Annotated in this window: 15 protein-coding genes and 1 rRNA gene; all 16 read right to left on the reverse strand. The window is 48.8% G+C overall.

Features of this window, described 5'->3' with window-relative positions; all coding sequences use genetic code 11:
• Positions 1 to 74, reverse strand: a 16S ribosomal RNA gene (locus AC58UX_RS27405); the annotation flags it as partial.
• A 220-nt stretch (positions 75 to 294) separates the two neighbouring features.
• The gene (locus tag AC58UX_RS27410; protein WP_497258675.1) at positions 295 to 1,305 is read right to left on the reverse strand and encodes a DUF1835 domain-containing protein; all 1,011 of its coding nucleotides are present in this window, start codon (positions 1,303 to 1,305) and stop codon (positions 295 to 297) included.
• A 28-nt stretch (positions 1,306 to 1,333) separates the two neighbouring features.
• On the reverse strand, positions 1,334 to 3,355 hold the full coding sequence (gene ligA, locus AC58UX_RS27415) for an NAD-dependent DNA ligase LigA (protein ID WP_497258677.1): 2,022 nt from the start codon (positions 3,353 to 3,355) through the stop codon (positions 1,334 to 1,336).
• Between the two features lie 67 nt (positions 3,356 to 3,422).
• Positions 3,423 to 5,816 carry a DNA helicase PcrA gene (pcrA, locus tag AC58UX_RS27420; RefSeq protein ID WP_497258679.1) on the reverse strand — a complete coding sequence of 798 codons (2,394 nt, stop codon included), beginning with the start codon at positions 5,814 to 5,816 and terminating at the stop codon, positions 3,423 to 3,425.
• Complete coding sequence (gene pcrB / locus AC58UX_RS27425; RefSeq protein WP_497258681.1) at positions 5,806 to 6,507, reverse strand: heptaprenylglyceryl phosphate synthase; 702 nt, start codon at positions 6,505 to 6,507, stop codon at positions 5,806 to 5,808. The genes pcrA and pcrB overlap by 11 nt, the downstream gene beginning before the upstream one ends.
• Positions 6,508 to 6,684: 177 nt before the next feature.
• Complete coding sequence (locus AC58UX_RS27430) at positions 6,685 to 7,158, reverse strand: hypothetical protein (RefSeq protein ID WP_497258683.1); 474 nt, start codon at positions 7,156 to 7,158, stop codon at positions 6,685 to 6,687.
• A gap of 180 nt (positions 7,159 to 7,338) precedes the next feature.
• A complete protein-coding gene (locus AC58UX_RS27435; protein WP_497258685.1) occupies positions 7,339 to 8,193 on the reverse strand; it encodes a spore coat protein in 855 nt (284 codons plus the stop codon).
• A gap of 28 nt (positions 8,194 to 8,221) precedes the next feature.
• Entirely contained in the window at positions 8,222 to 8,446 is a 225-nt protein-coding gene (locus AC58UX_RS27440; RefSeq protein WP_497258687.1) for a hypothetical protein, read from the reverse strand.
• 114 nt (positions 8,447 to 8,560) lie between these two features.
• The gene (locus AC58UX_RS27445; protein WP_497258689.1) at positions 8,561 to 9,493 is read right to left on the reverse strand and encodes a DUF4340 domain-containing protein; all 933 of its coding nucleotides are present in this window, start codon (positions 9,491 to 9,493) and stop codon (positions 8,561 to 8,563) included.
• Complete coding sequence (locus tag AC58UX_RS27450) at positions 9,490 to 10,878, reverse strand: GldG family protein (RefSeq protein WP_497258691.1); 1,389 nt, start codon at positions 10,876 to 10,878, stop codon at positions 9,490 to 9,492. The genes AC58UX_RS27445 and AC58UX_RS27450 overlap by 4 nt, the downstream gene beginning before the upstream one ends.
• A gap of 5 nt (positions 10,879 to 10,883) precedes the next feature.
• On the reverse strand, positions 10,884 to 11,600 hold the full coding sequence (locus AC58UX_RS27455) for an ABC transporter permease subunit (protein ID WP_497258693.1): 717 nt from the start codon (positions 11,598 to 11,600) through the stop codon (positions 10,884 to 10,886).
• Entirely contained in the window at positions 11,593 to 12,657 is a 1,065-nt protein-coding gene (locus tag AC58UX_RS27460) for an ABC transporter ATP-binding protein (RefSeq protein ID WP_497258695.1), read from the reverse strand. The genes AC58UX_RS27455 and AC58UX_RS27460 overlap by 8 nt, the downstream gene beginning before the upstream one ends.
• Positions 12,658 to 12,858: 201 nt before the next feature.
• Positions 12,859 to 14,004, reverse strand: a complete 1,146-nt coding sequence (locus tag AC58UX_RS27465) for a family 8 glycosyl hydrolase (RefSeq protein WP_497258697.1) — start codon at positions 14,002 to 14,004, stop codon at positions 12,859 to 12,861.
• A gap of 67 nt (positions 14,005 to 14,071) precedes the next feature.
• Positions 14,072 to 15,001, reverse strand: a complete 930-nt coding sequence (locus AC58UX_RS27470) for a carbohydrate ABC transporter permease (RefSeq protein ID WP_497258699.1) — start codon at positions 14,999 to 15,001, stop codon at positions 14,072 to 14,074.
• 29 nt (positions 15,002 to 15,030) lie between these two features.
• Complete coding sequence (locus AC58UX_RS27475) at positions 15,031 to 16,005, reverse strand: ABC transporter permease (RefSeq protein WP_497258701.1); 975 nt, start codon at positions 16,003 to 16,005, stop codon at positions 15,031 to 15,033.
• 98 nt (positions 16,006 to 16,103) lie between these two features.
• Positions 16,104 to 17,798 carry an ABC transporter substrate-binding protein gene (locus AC58UX_RS27480; protein ID WP_497258703.1) on the reverse strand — a complete coding sequence of 565 codons (1,695 nt, stop codon included), beginning with the start codon at positions 17,796 to 17,798 and terminating at the stop codon, positions 16,104 to 16,106.
• Positions 17,799 to 17,844: the final 46 nt, after the last annotated feature.

Here is a 17,844-nt window from a genome sequence, read left to right on the forward strand (position 1 = left end):
TAAACCCGCTCGACTTGCATGTATTAGGCACGCCGCCAGCGTTCGTCCTGAGCCAGGATCAAACTCTCCATAATAGAAAGATGACTTGCTCATTTTGATGCTAGCGAGATTTTGCAATCTCAATTGTAGTCACTCGCGTGACTTATTTGCTGATATGCTTCATTCATTTGTTCAGTTTTCAAAGAGCTTTATTGCGTTACCGTTTAAAGCGTTAATGCATCGCTCTTGCGGTGACAAGAACATATATTATCAGGTTTCAAAACGAAATGCAAGCACCTTTTTAAAAATAATATCTTACCGCTTGAAAAACCCTATTGGCACAGCATTTCGGCGCCAAATATCCTGCATACCTACCAAGTGAACGCCACCGATCCATTCATCGATCCCATTCAGACAGATTTGATCTTGTTCACAGGCAAGAATAAGTTTACCCATTTCTGTTAACTTTACTCTGAATTTTTCAAATTGCTGCGGCCATGCTTCACCGTACCTCGGGAGGTTATATCCACCAAGCACTTGGATTAAAGGATTGTTGCAATGCCACAGGCCATCTAGGATGCCCCAGAACTGCAAATCACCTAAGCCATAGTGGCTGGCTTGCTCGGAAACCTTTTGAAATAAGGACAGGATAGAAACTTCATCGTCCACTAACAGCTCAAGTGTCACCTGCTGAATGGCGGACAAGCCATTTTGCATAGAAGGAAAACGAGCTGTATGGGCCGCTAAGGCCTTTTTAAGAAAGGGGAGAGCCGAAAGGTCTTCTTCTAATAAAGCAGCCATAGACAAAGGCTCAGAAGCCGCATAGGCCGTCCATACTTTACTGCCAAGGCGCAACTGACCTTCAGTAACAGGCAACCAAGTACCATGCAGTTGAAGGATTTGTTCCACGGTTAACTGCCCTAGACCATAGAATGGGTCAATGCCAGGGAAGCGATCGATACATATCAACGATAGTTGGAAGGAACGATGAGGTAATTCAGCTATTCTTGAAAGCAAATAAGACAGCATCAATTGATCATATAAATCATGCTCGAACCACAGGACAACCTCGCCTACGTCGTTCGAAAGGGTATTGAGCGTCGTTTCCTGCGCCAACGTTTGGCGCTTGAAGGTATCCACGGGAATGCCGTACCGATGATTCATATAGGAAGCTCGCATAGATAAAAGGTCGCTATCCGACATTTGCATGCCGATAGGTCCTTCATAGAGCGACTCACGCCACACCAAAATCTCACCATCGATACCAGAGGTACGAAGCTTATCTCCGAAAACATCTCCGTTGACAATATGTAGGATTTCCGGCATGGCGGCTGTCACCTCACTTCATATAAGTTTAATCTTCACCTAGCAACTGCAATAGCTCTTGTTCGTCATCAATAATGCGGATGCCCAAATCCTGCGCCTTGGTCAGCTTACTGCCTGCACTTTCGCCGGCGATGACGATGTCGGTTTTTTTGGAGACGCTGCCGGTAATCTTAGCTCCACGGGCTTCGAGCTTTTTGGCGCATTCATCCCGCCCCATGGAGGAAAGTGTTCCTGTAAGGACGATCGTTTTGCCAAAGAACGGGTTATCTTCACTCGCAACGATCACTGGTGCTTCTTCTGCTACGGGATTCACGCCTGCTGCAAGCATCCGCTCAATGCTGGACACCATCACGGGGTCGCGGAAGAACGAATGAATGCTCTCCGCTACGATGCCGCCCACGTCTGGAAGCGTAATGAGCTCCTCCGTGGTTGCTTCCATAATGCGCGAAAGGCTGCGATAGTGATCGGCCAGCACTTTCGTTGTGGTTTTGCCCGAGTTCGGGATACCAAGTGCATACAGGAAAGACGCCAGATCGCGGGACTTGCTCTTATCGAGGGCGCCGAGGAGATTGCGCGCCTTTTTCTCGCCGAAGCGATCGAGCTTGACGAGATCGTCGAATTGCAAGGTGTACAGATCCGCAGGATCGCGGACATCCAGCTCTTGATGTAGCTGTGAAGCGGTCATCTCGCTGAAAAATTCAATGTCCATCGCATCGCGCGAAGCAAAATGCGCCATCCGTCCGACGAGCTGCGGACTGCAGCCGAGACGGTTGAGACAGAAAAGATGCGCGCCACGCATCTCCAGCTCACTGCCACATGACGGGCAATGCGTCGGTGCCACGATTTCCTCGCCGTCATTCTCCTCGGTTACCTTACCGAGAATCTCTGGAATGACGTCATTCGAACGGCGGATATAGACGAGGCTGCCGAGGGCGTGTTTGAGGTTTTTGCGCTCAATGTCACCGACGTTGTTGAGCGTGCAGTTCTGCACCGTCACGCCTGCGAGATCAACGGCTTCTACGCGGGCTAAAGGTGTGATTTTACCCGTGCGGCCGACTTCCCAAGAAACACTTTGCAGCGTTGTCGTCGCTTCTTCGGCTTCGAACTTGTAGGCAATCGCCCAACGCGGGAATTTCTCCGTATAGCCGAATACTTCCCTCGTGCGCATATCCGTCAGCTTCACGACGCTTCCATCAATGAGGAAGTCGAAGCTGGAGCGCTCTTCTGCGATGCGTTCCAATTCACCACTCACTTCTTCGATCGTGGAGAAGTACCGTGTGCGGTTGCTCACTTTGAACAGATTGTCGCGCAGAAACTGAACCATATCGGCATGATTTTCAAATTGGAGGTCACTGCTGTAGCCCACATTATAGAAGAAAGCGTTCAGCTTACGCTCTGCGGTTAGTTTAGGATTCTGATTGCGCAGGGCACCTGCTGCGGCATTTCGCGCGTTTTTGAGCGGCTCTGCGGCCGTCTGATTGTAGGCTTCAAGGACAGACAGGAACATGACGCCTTCGCCTTGCACTTCAATCGTGCCTTGATCGTATGGAATTTCCAGCGGGATCGATTTAATCGTTTTGACTTGAGCTAAAATGCCCTCGCCAACTGTCCCGTTTCCACGGGTGGAGGCTTGTACGAGCTGACCTTGCTCATATGTAAGGTTTAGGGTAAGCCCATCAAACTTAAGTTCTACCACATATGTAGGGTCTGGCAGAGGTGTTTCAGGGTTCTTGCTGTTGTAATCAGTGATTAGCTTGAGTACACGCGTGTGCCAGGCTGCCAAATCATCCGCGTTTTGAGCCTTATCCAAGCTCCAAAGACGTGCTAAATGACGGTGCGGTTCAAAACCTTTGAGGATGTCCCCGCCGACCCGATGGGTAGGGGAAGCAGGCAGGGTAACCCCTGTCTCCTCCTCCAGCTTAGACAATTTATCATAAAGTGCATCCCACTCTGCGTCCGAAATCGTGGGTTGATCCAACGTATAGTAATTGTGGTTATGCTTGTTAATTTCTTGGATGAGGGTTTTCATTACCGCGAGTTTGTCGGTCATGGCGGACTCTTCCTCTCTCAATGGGAATAGGTGCAAACAGGGCAAGGGTGAAAAAGACAGAGCGCTCCTACACTTTCGTGATTGGAGCGAACTTCGCGAGCAGGCGCTTCAAGCCAACAGGCGCCGGGAAAGCAATTTGCAGCTCGGTGTCATCACCCGAGCCCTTCACGGACACGACGGTGCCGACGCCCCACTTGCCATGCGACACGCGGTCGCTGGCTTTGTAGTCCGTCGTGCCGCCTGCGGCAGGCTGCGGAGCCCGGAACGCAGCCGGTCTCGGCGCGGCCGCAGGGTTTGGCGCAGCCGCGCCGGCGTTAGCGCCAGTGGCAGGGCCAGTGCTAGGCCGTCCCCCGAAGGAGGACGGTGTGCCCCAGGCAGACGAGCCGGTGGACGTACCACCGCGGCTCGATGCAGCGGCGCTGCCGCTGCCCCACGAGGAGCCTCCGACGGAACGGCCGCCTCGGGAGAACCCGCCGCTTGCGCCGCCAGCGGAGACGGTTTCCAGGAGTTCCTTCGGAATCTCCTGCAGGAATCGCGACGGCGCGTTCGCGGCGGAACGGCCGAAGAGCGTGCGCATGCGGGCGCACGTGAGGAACAGCTCTTGCTCAGCGCGCGTGATGCCGACATAGGCTAAACGGCGCTCCTCTTCAAGCTCTTCGTTGTCGGCGAACGCACGGCTGTGCGGGAAGACGCCTTCTTCCATCCCGATGATGAAGACAACCGGGAACTCAAGTCCTTTGGCACTGTGCATCGTCATGAGGACGACAGCGTCCTGTTCTTCTTCGGGCTTGTCTTTATCCAACGTGTCGATATCCGCGATCAACGCAAGATCTGTCAGGAAGGAAATGAGGGATTTATCCTCATTGCGCTTCTCGAAGTCCATGGTTACGGACAAGAACTCTTCAATATTTTCGAGACGAGCCTTGGACTCAATCGTGTTCTCACGCTGCATCTCTACGCGGTACTGGGACATTTCTAGGATTTTCTCAGTCAGCTCGGTTACGGACAAGTAGTCCACCATGCGATTCAGGTTATCCACCATTTCGCGGAAATCTGCGAGGGCATGCTTTGCCTTCGTGTTGATCTCGAGGGAATCGACTTCCTCCAACATCGCAAAAAGCGAAAGCCCTCTGCGAGCTGCCATATCCGCTACTTTGTCCATCGTGGTATCCCCAATGCCCCGCTTCGGCACGTTCACAATCCGATTCAAGGAGATATCATCATTCGGGTTAGAGATCAGACGGAGGTAGCCCAAAATATCTTTAATCTCTTTACGATCATAGAACTTGACCCCGCCGACGATGGTGTAGGCAATATCAGATTTAATGAGAATTTCCTCGATAACCCGTGACTGGGCATTCGTACGGTAGAGGATAGCGTGATCGCCGAATCTTTTACCATTGGACTTATTCTTATTGATTTCATTCGTAACGAAGTAGCCCTCATCATACTCGGAATCAGCTTGGTACAGCTTAATAGGGAAGCCGCCCTCTTTATCCGTCCACAAATTCTTCGGTTTACGGCCTGTATTGTTGGCAATGACCTTATTGGCTGCCTGCAAAATATTCGAGGTCGAGCGATAGTTCTGCTCCAAGAGAATCGCCGTTGCATCCGGGTAATCCTGTTCGAAATTGAGGATATTGCTAATATCCGCTCCACGCCAACGGTAGATGGACTGGTCGCTATCCCCGACAACACAAATGCGTTTATGTTTGGACGCGATCATCTGACACAGCATATACTGCGCTCTGTTCGTATCTTGATACTCATCGACATGAATATATTGAAATTTGTTTTGATAAAACTCCAGAACCTCTGGCACTTCTTTAAATAACTGAATCGTCGCCATAATCAAATCATCGAAATCGAGAGAGTTATTAGCTCTTAGCTTCTTTTGATACAGGGTATAAATTTTCGAGGTCAAACCATCAAAGTAGTCACCGATTTTGTCTTCAAATTGTTTAGGAGAGATAAGTTCGTTTTTCGCTGTGGAGATGGCTGCTTGGAATGTTTTCGGCTCATATTTCTTCGTATCAATGTTAAGCTCTTTGCAGCAGGATTTAATAACCGACAGTTGATCTCCTGAATCCAGAATCGTAAAGTTCGAGGAAAAGCCAATCCGGTCGATGTCTTTGCGCAGCATGCGCACACACATGGAGTGAAACGTGGATACCCAAATGTCGCTTCCACTGCCACCCACCAGCTTACCCACACGATCTTGCATTTCACGGGCTGCTTTGTTCGTAAAAGTAAGGGCTAAAATGTTCCACGGCGCCGCTTTACGCGTACCAATGAGGTAAGCAATCCGATGCGTGAGCACACGCGTCTTGCCGCTTCCCGCTCCAGCCATAATTAATAGAGGGCCATCCACGGCTTCTACAGCTTTGCGCTGCTGGGGGTTCAACTTTTTGACTGCTTCTAAAATATTGACAGTTTCATTCACGTTAGGGTTACCTTCCATTTCTATCAAAGTTCACATTCACGGTCTGAAGCGCCTGCTCCAAGTCACTATATATAATGTTGCCGACCACAATGGTGTCTGCTGCTTCTGCTGCTTGTTGGGCTTTCTCTAGCGAATCGATCCCGCCGCCATAGATTAAACGTGCATTCTCGAGCACCTGCCGCGTCCGACGGACGAGCTCCATGTCGCCAAAGGTGCCGCTGTATTCCAGATACACAATCGACATGTGAAAAAGCTTGTCCGCCATACGCGCATAAGCTGCTACGTCCCTGGCATCCAAGTAAGTTCGCGCTGAGGTCAGCTGAGCTGCCGTCGCATCTTTATTCAATATAATGTAGCCTTCAGCTACGATCTCATCCCAATTCAGCAAAGCGCCGTATTCCTTAAGCGCCTCGTGATGCTGTCCCACGATCCATTTCGGATCATCGGCATTCAGCACAACAGGGATTAAAAAGAGGTCAAACCCCGGCACGATCGCTTCCTGATTGGAAATCTCCAACGCACAGGGAACCTCGTATTGACGAATTCGTGATAATAGATCCACGGTGTTATCGAATGTGACCCCTGAAGAGCCTCCTACGAGAATCGCATCTGTGCCAGATAAACAGAGCCGATCCAGCGCCTCATCTGAGATGTCCCGGTCTGGGTCTAGCTTAAATACATGCTTCCACTTACGTATATCGACGATCAATTGTTTCCCTCCGATTAGGCGGCAGTTCTGCCATACTAACAACAGTCTATGCTACGCATAGGGGTGTGTCAAATGACAAAAGACGGGCTAATCGCCCGTCTTTTAGAGGAATATGCACTTGTCGTTGCCTGATCTTCTTGGATGCTTGATTTGCGCTATAATACGCACAAATGTTCGTTATTTCACGACGATATTGAGAATTTTCTCAACGTTGATTTCTTTGTGGTCATTTTGCTGAAGCTCAAGCTTAATTTCATGGGCGCCTGTTGTTAAATTCGTGAGCGTTAATGGGCCTGTCTTGCCGATCATCGCTTTCTGCTTACCGTCTACATACAGGTGGAGATGCCCTTCTCCCTGTACATTGGCTTTATTCATAGCTTCTTCTGATAATTTGAAATTGGACGTTTGGTACGTGATCGTGACGTTCTTCCCATCAACCTTGTAGCTGGCATCAATCGCAGGCTTGGCAGTCGTCGCTGTCGTTTTTGTGCCCGTTCCTGTTTCTGTCTTCACTTGAGTCGTTGTCACAGTGCCTGCATCCTTCGCCCCTGTAGCCACGGACGGGATAATTTCATCTTTGGAACCGCATGCTGTTGTTAATGCTCCCAATACCACTAGCGTAGCCGCACCGTATACCCATGTTTTTTTCATCAGCGTAAGCTCCCTCTTCCCTAAGTTTGGACATCCTATGTTCCTTATATATGTGTGCCAAGCCGTACTCATTCCTGAATTACAAAAATAGTGGGACAAATTAGAGGGAAACGTAAAAAGACACCCTGCCTCATGAAGATCAGGATGTCTCTGAACGATTTAAAATGGGGTTACATTTGTTTAGAAGTTATACTTATTACCTTCTTGCGATCTATTCGTATAGGAGTTGCCTTCGGAATTCGCAGATTGCATGCCAGGCTGTGTTCGCGAAACAATGCGTGCTTGCGAAGATCTACCAGCCCCCGTCATCCCTGTGTGCTCATTTGTATGGTTGGAAGAAGCCGCATACCCTTGAGGCCCACGTCCATAGCTAGCCTGCTCATGGCTTTGGTCTTGGTAGCCCCGTGTTTGGGTCTGATGATAGGAGGATTGCTGTTGTGTCTGACTTGGTGTATATCCTTGGCCCCGGCCTTGTTGATTGTTGTATACAGCATTCGGATATTGACTGGCATAATTAACAGGCTGGAATGCCGGTGTTGGCGCTTGGTGCTGGGCCGCAACTTGATTCTGCTGCCCACTTTGTTGCGCCTGTTGCTGACTGTACGGCTGCCTTTGCTGGTACTGGGACTGCTGATCTTGTTGCGACTGCAACTGCGGCTGTGTCGCGTTCACAGAGCTACGATCTTCCTGCGTGAAGCTTGCCGAAGCGGATCTGCTTATATACTGTTGGACGATGGATTGTACCTGAATCGCCGTCTGACTCTGCTTCTGCAGTTCTTGCCCAATCATCTGCTGCTCAGCCTGTTGAATGGGATATCCGCCTAGCTTCTGGATTTCTTGAAAAACAAGCGCTTGATCATCCAACGTTTTTTGCAATAAGGTTTCGAAGGTTTGTCGAATGCCAGGGTTTGCAGCTTCCAAAGCTGCTGTTGTATATTCACGCGCACTGCGCTTCAATTCAGACAAGACGAAATTGGCAAAATCCAAATCTTCTAAATCCACTTGCTGCTGTTGTTGCGTATTTTGCTGATACATATGTCTTGCACCTCCTTGTTGGTTCGAATTAGTGGGTCATGCCAGATTGCTGCTGCAGGGTATTGATCAGGATACTCATATTTTGCAAGCGTTCCTGAGATAGGTGAGACAACGTTTGCTTCAAGGACTGACTTTGGCTGTTCACCGCGCCTTGTACACAAAGCTTCGCTAACAATTCTTCATTCTTGAACGTATCGGACAGATACGAAAGCTCTTTACCTGAAATAACTTGGTTATCTTGTGTGCTGTACATGTGCATGTGACCTCCTTTCCTCTCTTTTATTTTTCCCAAAAAATGCCGTTTTATGTCGTTTTAACAAAAAAACTGCTTCACCACAGGAGAATCCCTGTAGGAAGCAGTTTCTACTTACGAAGCAGGCTGAGCGGGTTTACCCGCATAAGCATCTGCTAATTGCTGAATATCTTCGGCTGCCAGCGCGTAGGCCCACTGCCCACCCTGCTTAGCCAGCCAAACTTGTTCTCCGCTCAATTTACCTTCATAGACATCGGTAACATCTTTACCATCAACCGTTAATACAATCTCCAATTTAAGCTCTCCGCCTGTTGTCGGCGTCCCAGCTGCCGCTTGCGGGAGTTCGCTAGCATGCAAGAAGATCAGCTGATCCAGCAGCGGACTTGCATCCGCGCCCCTCAACTCTTTGTCCCCCAGCTTCCAGTTCGCGTCCGCAGCAACTTTATCTTTATCTGTTTTGGAAAGTGTCCATGACTGGCCCTTCCATGTCAACTTGACACTTTGTACCTTGTCGTTCTCGAGTTGAATCGGGCTTGTATCCGCGAAGTCAACCGGCGCTTTGTTCAGTGAGGTCAAGGACTGATCGCTGACTTGATACACAGCCGGAGAACCTGCTACCTGTACGTAGGAGAAGCCTTCGATCGGCAGCGCTGTCCCGACGAGCAAGCCTTTCTTCGAACCGTCCTTCAGTGTAACTTCATAGGTGCCAACTGGCTTATCCAAGCCGTATTCGACTAGATTGGAGGCTTGCTCCTCCACCAGCTTAGTCGACGTCACCAGACCTAAAGCATCGAGCCAAGCGTCGACTTGGTTCGCATTCGTTGGCGCCGCTTGCGGCTTTTGCATATCCCAGCCATTGGCCGTGCGGTTAAGTGCTGTCAAACCGCCCTCTGAGGCTAGCGAGATGGACTGCACCTCTTCTTGCTTCAGGACTAGAAGCGACTTCGGTTCATCTTTCTTCTCTTGGAAGAAGTCCTTGCTCGACGCGTACCAGAAACCACCGATGCAAATGACGACTAACAGAATCGTGGGAATAAACCGTTTCATCCTCTTCTCCTCCTCCACCAAATCAAGCCGCCAATGACGAGGAACAAGAGCGGTAAGAACACAATCGTAATGAGGAAAATGGTATTCGCTTGGCTAGGTGTAATCATCGCCTGTTGGAACGCATCCCCTTGACGTGGGCGGATCGTAATTTGATCCTTCTGTTCTTGCAGCCAGCCTATACTGTTCAGCGCAAAGTCCTTATTCCCTTGATTTTGAATATCTTGGTCCAACACAAACGTAGAGCCGCCTAAAATAACAGCTTTCGGCTTGTTATCTTTGTCTGAGATGGCGTAACCCAAGTTAAGCGGTCCCTTGACATCGGTTGCGTCCTGCTTTGTTTTGGACTGCGCTAGTAGGTTAATGTCCGTTTCACCGTAAGCCTTATCCGTCGTAGTTAACAATAGGGATTTCGTGAAGTCCGGTGCACTTTCATCTGCATTCAAGCTAACGGCCAGAGAGAGCATGGTGATTAAATTATTACTGGACAATTTGTTCGTAATATCGTGTGTACCGTATTCCGGAATGATCGTTAAAGGGTCATACAAAGATGTCTGCTTCGCTTCAATCGCGATCGCATGTTGATCTTGAACGCCGTAGGTTTTCATGAGCGCATCGATGTTTTTCCATTTCGTCGCCATATCCTTGTTAAAGCCCAGCGCAATATAAATTTTTCCTTTGCCCTTCAAATAGGCCTGAATAAGCTCCGCTTCTTTATCGTTCAGGTCGTTTTGCGGCCCAAGCAGCATGAGCATTTGCGCATCATCCGGGATTTTGCCTTCCACGTAAAGATTCAGATCTTTCACGTCGTAGTTAGCAGCCGCTAGGCTGCTTTTGAAAATACTCATCGCAGATACTGGATACTCCTGATGACCAGAAAGCATGTAAACCGTATGCTTCTCTGTGGAGCTCAGGCTTTGAATGGCTTGGGTGAACTTCTCTTCACCTGAGAACGTGTACGAACCATCTTGTTGGCCCATGAACAATTCATAGAAATTGATGTTTTGCTTTTTGGAGCCCATTTCGAAAATAATCGTTCCGCCTTGGTCCACGCCATACTGCTTCGCCATGGAAGGCTGCTTCAGCATATCGTACTCGTCGTACGTAATTTTGCTGCTTTGCTTTTTATACTCAGCCACCATATCCGTCACTTGACGCGTTACAAAGTCATTACCATCCCCATTGTTCGTGAAGGCAATCACGTGAATATCTTGGTTAAGATTTTTCAGTGCAGCGGTTGTTTGCTCGGAGAGCGTGAAGTTTTTGTTTTTCGTCAAATCGACCTGGAAGCCTTTCAGCGAGTGAAGGAAGATTGTCAGAAGTATGAAAATGCCGATAACGGCGATTGATAGAACAGTCGCATTAGTTCCCCGTATCCACTTATTCATTCCGCTCACCTCCAACGCTTTCTTTCAAGGACTTGTATACAGAGAACCAGGAACACAGCTGTTAATGTGATGTAAAAGAGGATGTCGCCGCCATGGAGGACGCCTTTTTGCAGGTTGCCCAAGTGGCTGGTCAATGAAAATTGACCTACGTAGTCCTTCAATTTACCCGTCATAGAGCTGCTAACCCAATCAAGAAGCCACAACAACAGCAGAATGACGAAGCCGGTGATTCCCGCAACCATCTGGTTATTCGACAAGCTGGATGCGAACAATCCGATCGCCATCATCGCACAGCCCAGCAGGAACATGCTCAAGTACGACAACCATGTGACAGGCATATCCAATGTGCCGAAAGACGACATAATGAGCGGATATACCAAGCTGATCGCTACTAGACCAACTTGCACAATCAGTGCGGATAAATATTTACCTAGCACGATTTCGCTAATACCCGCAGGTGATGTCAGGAGCAGTTCATCTGTCCCTTGGCGGAACTCATCTGCTACCAGACGCATGGTTAATAGCGGAATAATAAACAGATAGATGAACGTGGTATTGCCCACAATGGAGCGCGCATCCACAATCGGCGGCTGCCCGGCCACAAAATTAATGTAAAAGAAGAAGCTCGACAACAGCACATAGAAGGCAAACGCCACATACGCAACTGGAGAAAAGAAATACATTTGCAGCTCTTTGGAGCAAATGGCCCAAATTCTACGCATCGGTATCACCCTCCTCCTCTTTGGATGTGTCGGCCGGCTCGTCCGTTGTCAGCTTGAGGAAAATATCCTCCAAGCTGAGGCTTTCCCGCTTCATCGCAAGAATCGGCAAGCTCGCGCTTGCGAGGTGGTAGAACAACGCTTCGCGGATGTCCTCTGTGCGATCTGCGGAGGTGACAATGAGCTTCACGGACCCGGCTGGTGCGGTTGGCGTGGATGCCGGTGCTTGAGCTTCGTCTGTGCCAGACTCCGCGGATTCAAGAGCAGGTATCCCTGCGCCCGCTTCCGGCGCGTCGACTTCCTTCACTTCGCCGACAGATGGCAGGCTGCGCAGTTCGGTCAGGATCCGCTCGCGAGGTCCCTTGACCTCGAGCGACACCTCGAACGTCTCGCCCATCGTGCGGCCGAGATGCTCTGGGCGCTCGTCGAGGACGACGCGGCCTTGGTTAATAATGAGAACGCGGTTACAAATCGCGTTAATTTCAGGCAGGATGTGCGTGCTCAGCAGCACGGTGTGGTTCTCGCCCAGTTCGTGGATGAGCTGGCGGATCTCGATGATCTGCTTGGGATCGAGGCCAGATGTGGGCTCGTCCAGAATTAGCAGATCCGGTTGGTGTAGAATCGCTTGCGCGAGTCCGAGGCGCTGCTTATATCCCTTGGAGAGGGAGCGAATGATTTGCTTCTCGCGACCTTGCAGCCCGAGCTTGTCGATGGCTTCGCCGACACGCAGTTTTTGTTCGCGCGCAGGCACATCGCGCAGGTTCGCGATGAAGCGCAGGTAGGACTGTACCGTCATCTCGGGGTACAGGGGCGGTGTTTCCGGCAAGTAGCCGATCTTGCGGCGAGCCTTTTTCGGATTGTCGGCCATGGAGTGACCATCCACCCAGATTTGACCATGCGTCGGATTCAGGTAACCTGTAATCATGCGCATCGTCGTTGTTTTGCCAGCACCATTCGGTCCTAAGAAGCCGACGATTTCACCGCGCTGCATCGAGAAGTCGATGTTATGCACGCCGCGATCATTTTCGTACAGCTTGCTGACTTGTTTGACCTCTAGCATCCAAGATCCCCCATTTCTATGCGTTCATATTATCCATCATCACTATACGTCTGGAACAATAAACCAACCTTAAGCAAATCTGAAAAATAGATTAAAATATTGTGTCTGAATTGTGAACGAAATGCTGTGCATGCAACCTTGCTGTACGACAAAAAAAACCGTCCCAATTTGGACGGTCATTACTAAACGCGACTCCCCCTTTTACTTAGGCAGCCAAACTTTAAAATTCCCGCTCAGCGCAAGCACGCTAAACGCATATAAGCAATTATCATAATACCGTCTAACACCTGTGCGAACGGGTGTCTGCCAAAATAAGTCCACACACGCTCGGGCATACGCACCGTCAGGCACGGCCAGCGAAGCCATTGCATTTGTAGCTATGATGCCAACAGGGTGCAGGGCTTTCTCCTCAAAAGGCGTGCCGTCGATTCTGTACCGACGATAGTCATCCGGTGTCTTATCCGCGAAAAAGTCCTGAATGCGATTGACCGTGTCGGCATGCCAATTGGAGCCGCCGCACCACGCCGCATCCAAGCCAATATTTGCAGCTACACGGTAGGAGTCGCTGAAGAAGTGGCCATAGCCACGATCGTCATTCGGCGTGCCGTCGTAATGCGCATACTCGGGCGCCAAGCCCGTCTCCGGATGGCAAGCGATCTGCAAATAGGCTCGGCTAGCCTCCGCAGCCTCTTGCCAAAACAGTCGATCCTCTTCATAGGCCCACTCGGCAAACAGCTCATAAAAATGCGGCAGATGATACGATGGGTCTGAGTATTCGCAGTTGGGAACAAACTTGATCAGCTTATTGTTCGGATTCCACATCGGCTGGCCGACGCCGTCTTCGCCTTTGTGAACACACGTCCGCAGCAAGTCTCTTGCCTGCTCACTGTAGTTATACGGCGCTGCACCATCGTCCCAGCGATGAGAAGCAAAGAAGAGGGACAAGGCGAAGTATTCTTCCCCATCTGGTGCTGGACCGTTCGAGCGCTTGGAGCCGTCGGTATTGCACGACCAAGCAAAATATCCCGCATTCTCACCCTCGGTCATCAGCATGTTCGTGTGCGTCCACTTCCATATGCGATCAAACACGTCCTTATGACCCAGCTGTACGGCTATCATCATCCCATAGGACATACCTTCTGTGCGGACATCTAGATTGCCTGTATCCAGTAAATAAGCCCCAGCTTCACCCGCTTCGTAATAGATTCTCGTATCTTCATCACCGTGGAACAATTGGTTCCACATGTCCTGCACTTTATGTTGAATATCAGACTCCGCATACCCGTACTCCGCAAATAGATTGCGGTAGCTGCCTGTAGCCGATGCGCCCGTCGCTTGCTTTTGCATATGAAATGCCTCCTCATAAACAAACCCCCAACACATCAGACATGCCGGGGGTTCGTCGCTATATCTACTAACCTTTTACTCCGCCAACGGTCATCCCTTTAACAAAGTACTTCTGCAAGAACGGATACACCATAATAATCGGGAGGCTGACCACAATCGTCATCGTGGAACGGATCGACGTTGGGGTGACCACAGTTGCCCCTGTGTTCGCACTGCTTGCGAAGACATCCGCCGCCGTTTGCGATGTTTGGGTGTTCGTATTTTGTAAGATTTTCATCAACTCAAACTGCAGTGTACTTAACTTTTCATGCGATGAGTTGTACAAGAAGACGTCGAACCAAGAATTCCATTGACCAACCGCGCTAAATAGCGCAACCGTCGCCAGTACGGGAACAACGAGCGGAAGTACAATTCGCATGAACATTGAGAAATCATTTGCGCCATCAATACGAGCCGCTTCCATAATCCCATCCGGAAGTCCTTCAATAAACGAACGGATGATAATTAAGTTAAATACCCCTATCATACCGGGAATGATATATACCCAGAAGCTTCCCAACATGCCAAGATCCCGAACGAGCAAGTATCCTGGAATTAATCCGCCGCTGAAATACATCGTGAAAATAAAAGCTACCGTAATGAACTTGCGAAGCACATATTCCTGGCGCGACATGGTGTAGGCTACCATTGCGGAGCAGAACACCGTAACGACCGTACCGATCACCGTACGCAACACGGAAATGAAGAAAGCATGCACAATGGCGGCTTCGCTAAACACATATTTAAAGTTATCCGTTGTCCACATTCTTGGAAGCAGGTAAATACCTCCACGCACAGCGTCATTCGCATCATTCAACGCGACGGCAAGCGTATTTACAAAGGGATACAGCGTAACAACAACGAGACCTAGCATAAACAGGATATTGCAAAAATCGAACAGACGATCACCTATGTGCGTATTCCGCCGACTCGAGCTTGTATGTTGCGCAGCTTCCATAGCTGATACCTCCTTGTAAAATGTGCTAGCTAGAACAATCTGGCTTCCCCGGCACGTTTGGCAATCTGATTCGCACTGATCAAGAAGATAAAGCTAACCACTGTCTTGAAAATGCCTGCTGCTGTTGCCAATGAGAAGTTACCCAAGTTAATGCCGTAATTGAGTACGAAAATATCAAGATTTTCAGCATAATTTATGTTCATCCCATTTTTGAGCAAATACTGCGGTTCAAAGCCAGACTCAAGAATGTGACCTAAATTCATGATTAGTAGGATGATAATAACTGGTTTAATACCAGGCAGCGTAATATGCACAATGCGTTGAAATCTATTAGCCCCGTCCATTTCTGCGGACTCATACAGCGCTGGATCTATTGTCGTCATTGCAGCTAAATAAATGATGGTATTCCAACCAACGTTCTTCCACACTTCAGAGGCACCAAGAATCCCCCAGAAATATTCTCCCTTACCTAGCCATAGAATCGGCTCGCTAATCAAATGTAATTTCAACAAAATTTCATTTACAATACCGCCGTCTGTCGACAAAGCACCGGAAACAATGCTTGCAGCCACAACCCATGAAATAAAGTGGGGCAAATAACTGATCGTCTGTACAAAACGTTTGAAAATAACTTTGCGCAGCTCATTGAGAAGAATCGCTAGCGTAACAGCTGTAACGAAGCCTAACACCAGATTGATCGTACTCATCGCCAGCGTATTGCGCATGACGCGAAGGAATCCTTCGTCTTGGAACAGGAATTTAAATTGGTCGAATCCGACCCAGGTTTGCTCGGAGAACTTTTTGGCAGGACGATACTTCTGGAATGCGATCGACCAGCCCCAAAGCGGCACGTATTTGAAAATGAACAACCAAATGAGAAAAGGCAGCGACATGGCCATCAATACTTTTTGTTTACTTAGCTTATGAAAAAATAAGGCCAGTCCCGTTGATTTCCCGGATAGCGTTTGTTTGCTCGTTACGGATTTTTTTGTAAGGCTCTCCATAGAAAATCACTCACTCCTCCAGTAATGCCTTTATAAAGATAGGACGCAAGGCAGCAACCACGTGGGCTCATGCCTTACGTCCCTTGTTACGTATTTACTTATTTAGCCCAGTTGCCTGCAACACGGTCTTTCACAACTTTCGTAATGAAAGCTTCATAGCCTTTGATATCCAGCTTGCTTGCTTGAGCTACATAGTCGCTCCAAGCTTTCTCGAACTTGTCCGATCCAGCCGCTAGAATCATTTCTGGATAAGCCTTCTTCTGAAGATCACCCATTTTTTGCTCGAAAATTTGTTCTGGTGTGCCTTGACCTTTGTTGATACTCCAAGCAGGGTACCAAGGACGATCGTCCGGCTTGCTAAACATATCTGTAAATACTTTCGCGTTGTACGCTTTCAGAAGAGCTTTATCGCCATCTGTGTAGTTCTTCTCTGCAACGGAAGGCTGTTTATTCGGATCAAACGCATTGTCACCTTTGATAACAGAGGAGTTCCCGTAACGAGGCCAGTTGTATGCGAATTGCTTCAAACCGAAATCTTCGTAGAACTTAGGATCTTTAATTTTGGCGATTTGCTCATCTGTACGGAAGAACTTGCCTTTGTCGTCCACTTCATATGTCTGACCTTTAAGACCCCATTGCATCATGACTTGGTTATCTTCCTTCAACATGTTGTCGAAGTATTGAATGATACGAACTGGGTCTTTTGCGCTCTTGGAGATAGAAATACCACGGTTGTTTACGAAAGAAGCCGGATCTAGATATTGATCTTTAATGCCTTTGTCAAACACGATCGGAAGCGCCACGTAACGCTTATCATCTACGCCAGCTTTAGCCAAGTTGTTACGAGCATCGCCCACTTGCCAGTCATATGCGAAGTAACCGAGCACGCGACCGGAAGTCAATTTCGCCAAGTATTGGTCTTTGTTCATTGTGAAAGATTCTTTATCGAATAGACCTGCTGCATTCACTTCATTGAGCTTCTTCACCCAACGCTTCGTTGTTGCTTCATCAATCGCATTGCTCTTCGCTTCGTGTGTCTTCAGGTCAATCAGAAGTCCACCGTCATTCGGGTAACCAGCTAGATGGAACGCAGGGTTCGTAATTGTAAAGAAGTTCGTGTCATATGTCATGACGGAGAACCCAATAGTGTCCTTGCCATCCACTTGCGGATGTTTATCTTTATAAGTTTTAATCGCGTTAAAATATTCATCAAGCGTCGTTAGCTTCGGATAGCCAAGCTCCTTCAATATGCCGCGTTGGATCCAGAATGCCCCTTGATCTACGTTCGGGTTCGCAACGAAGCCTTGATTCGCACTGAACGGCAGGTGATAAATCTTGCCATCCTTTTGCTTCATTTTGTCAAAATAAGGACCATACACACGTTTAATGTTCGGACCGTATTTCGTAATGAGATCATCGAGCGGAATGAATGCGCCTGCATCCATGAACTTATCAATTTCACCCTCAGGCTGGATTACATCCGGGAACTCATTGCCGGCAATCATAACTCCGGACTTCGTTTTGGATTCCCCGACAAGGTTTTCAACCTTGAAGTTAACCCCTGTTTGATTCTCTAGCTCTTTCCCGATTGGTGTTTCATTGGTGTTAATGTTTTTCCCAGCATTGAACAAGAAATAACTAAATGTGACTGGTTTCGTATTTGCTGCTGCGGCAGTGCCGCTAGGACTACTTGGTGTTTTGGAGGTAGCAGGATCAGCTGAGTTTGAGCTGCTGCAAGCGCTTAGCGAAAGCGCTAACAATGTACCCATCGTGACTAATTTCAACTTCTTCATTCTTGTGAAACTCCCCTCTCAACTCTTTCTTGTAAGCACTTTCATT

It is taken from the genome of Paenibacillus sp. J22P90, from assembly GCF_059692195.1.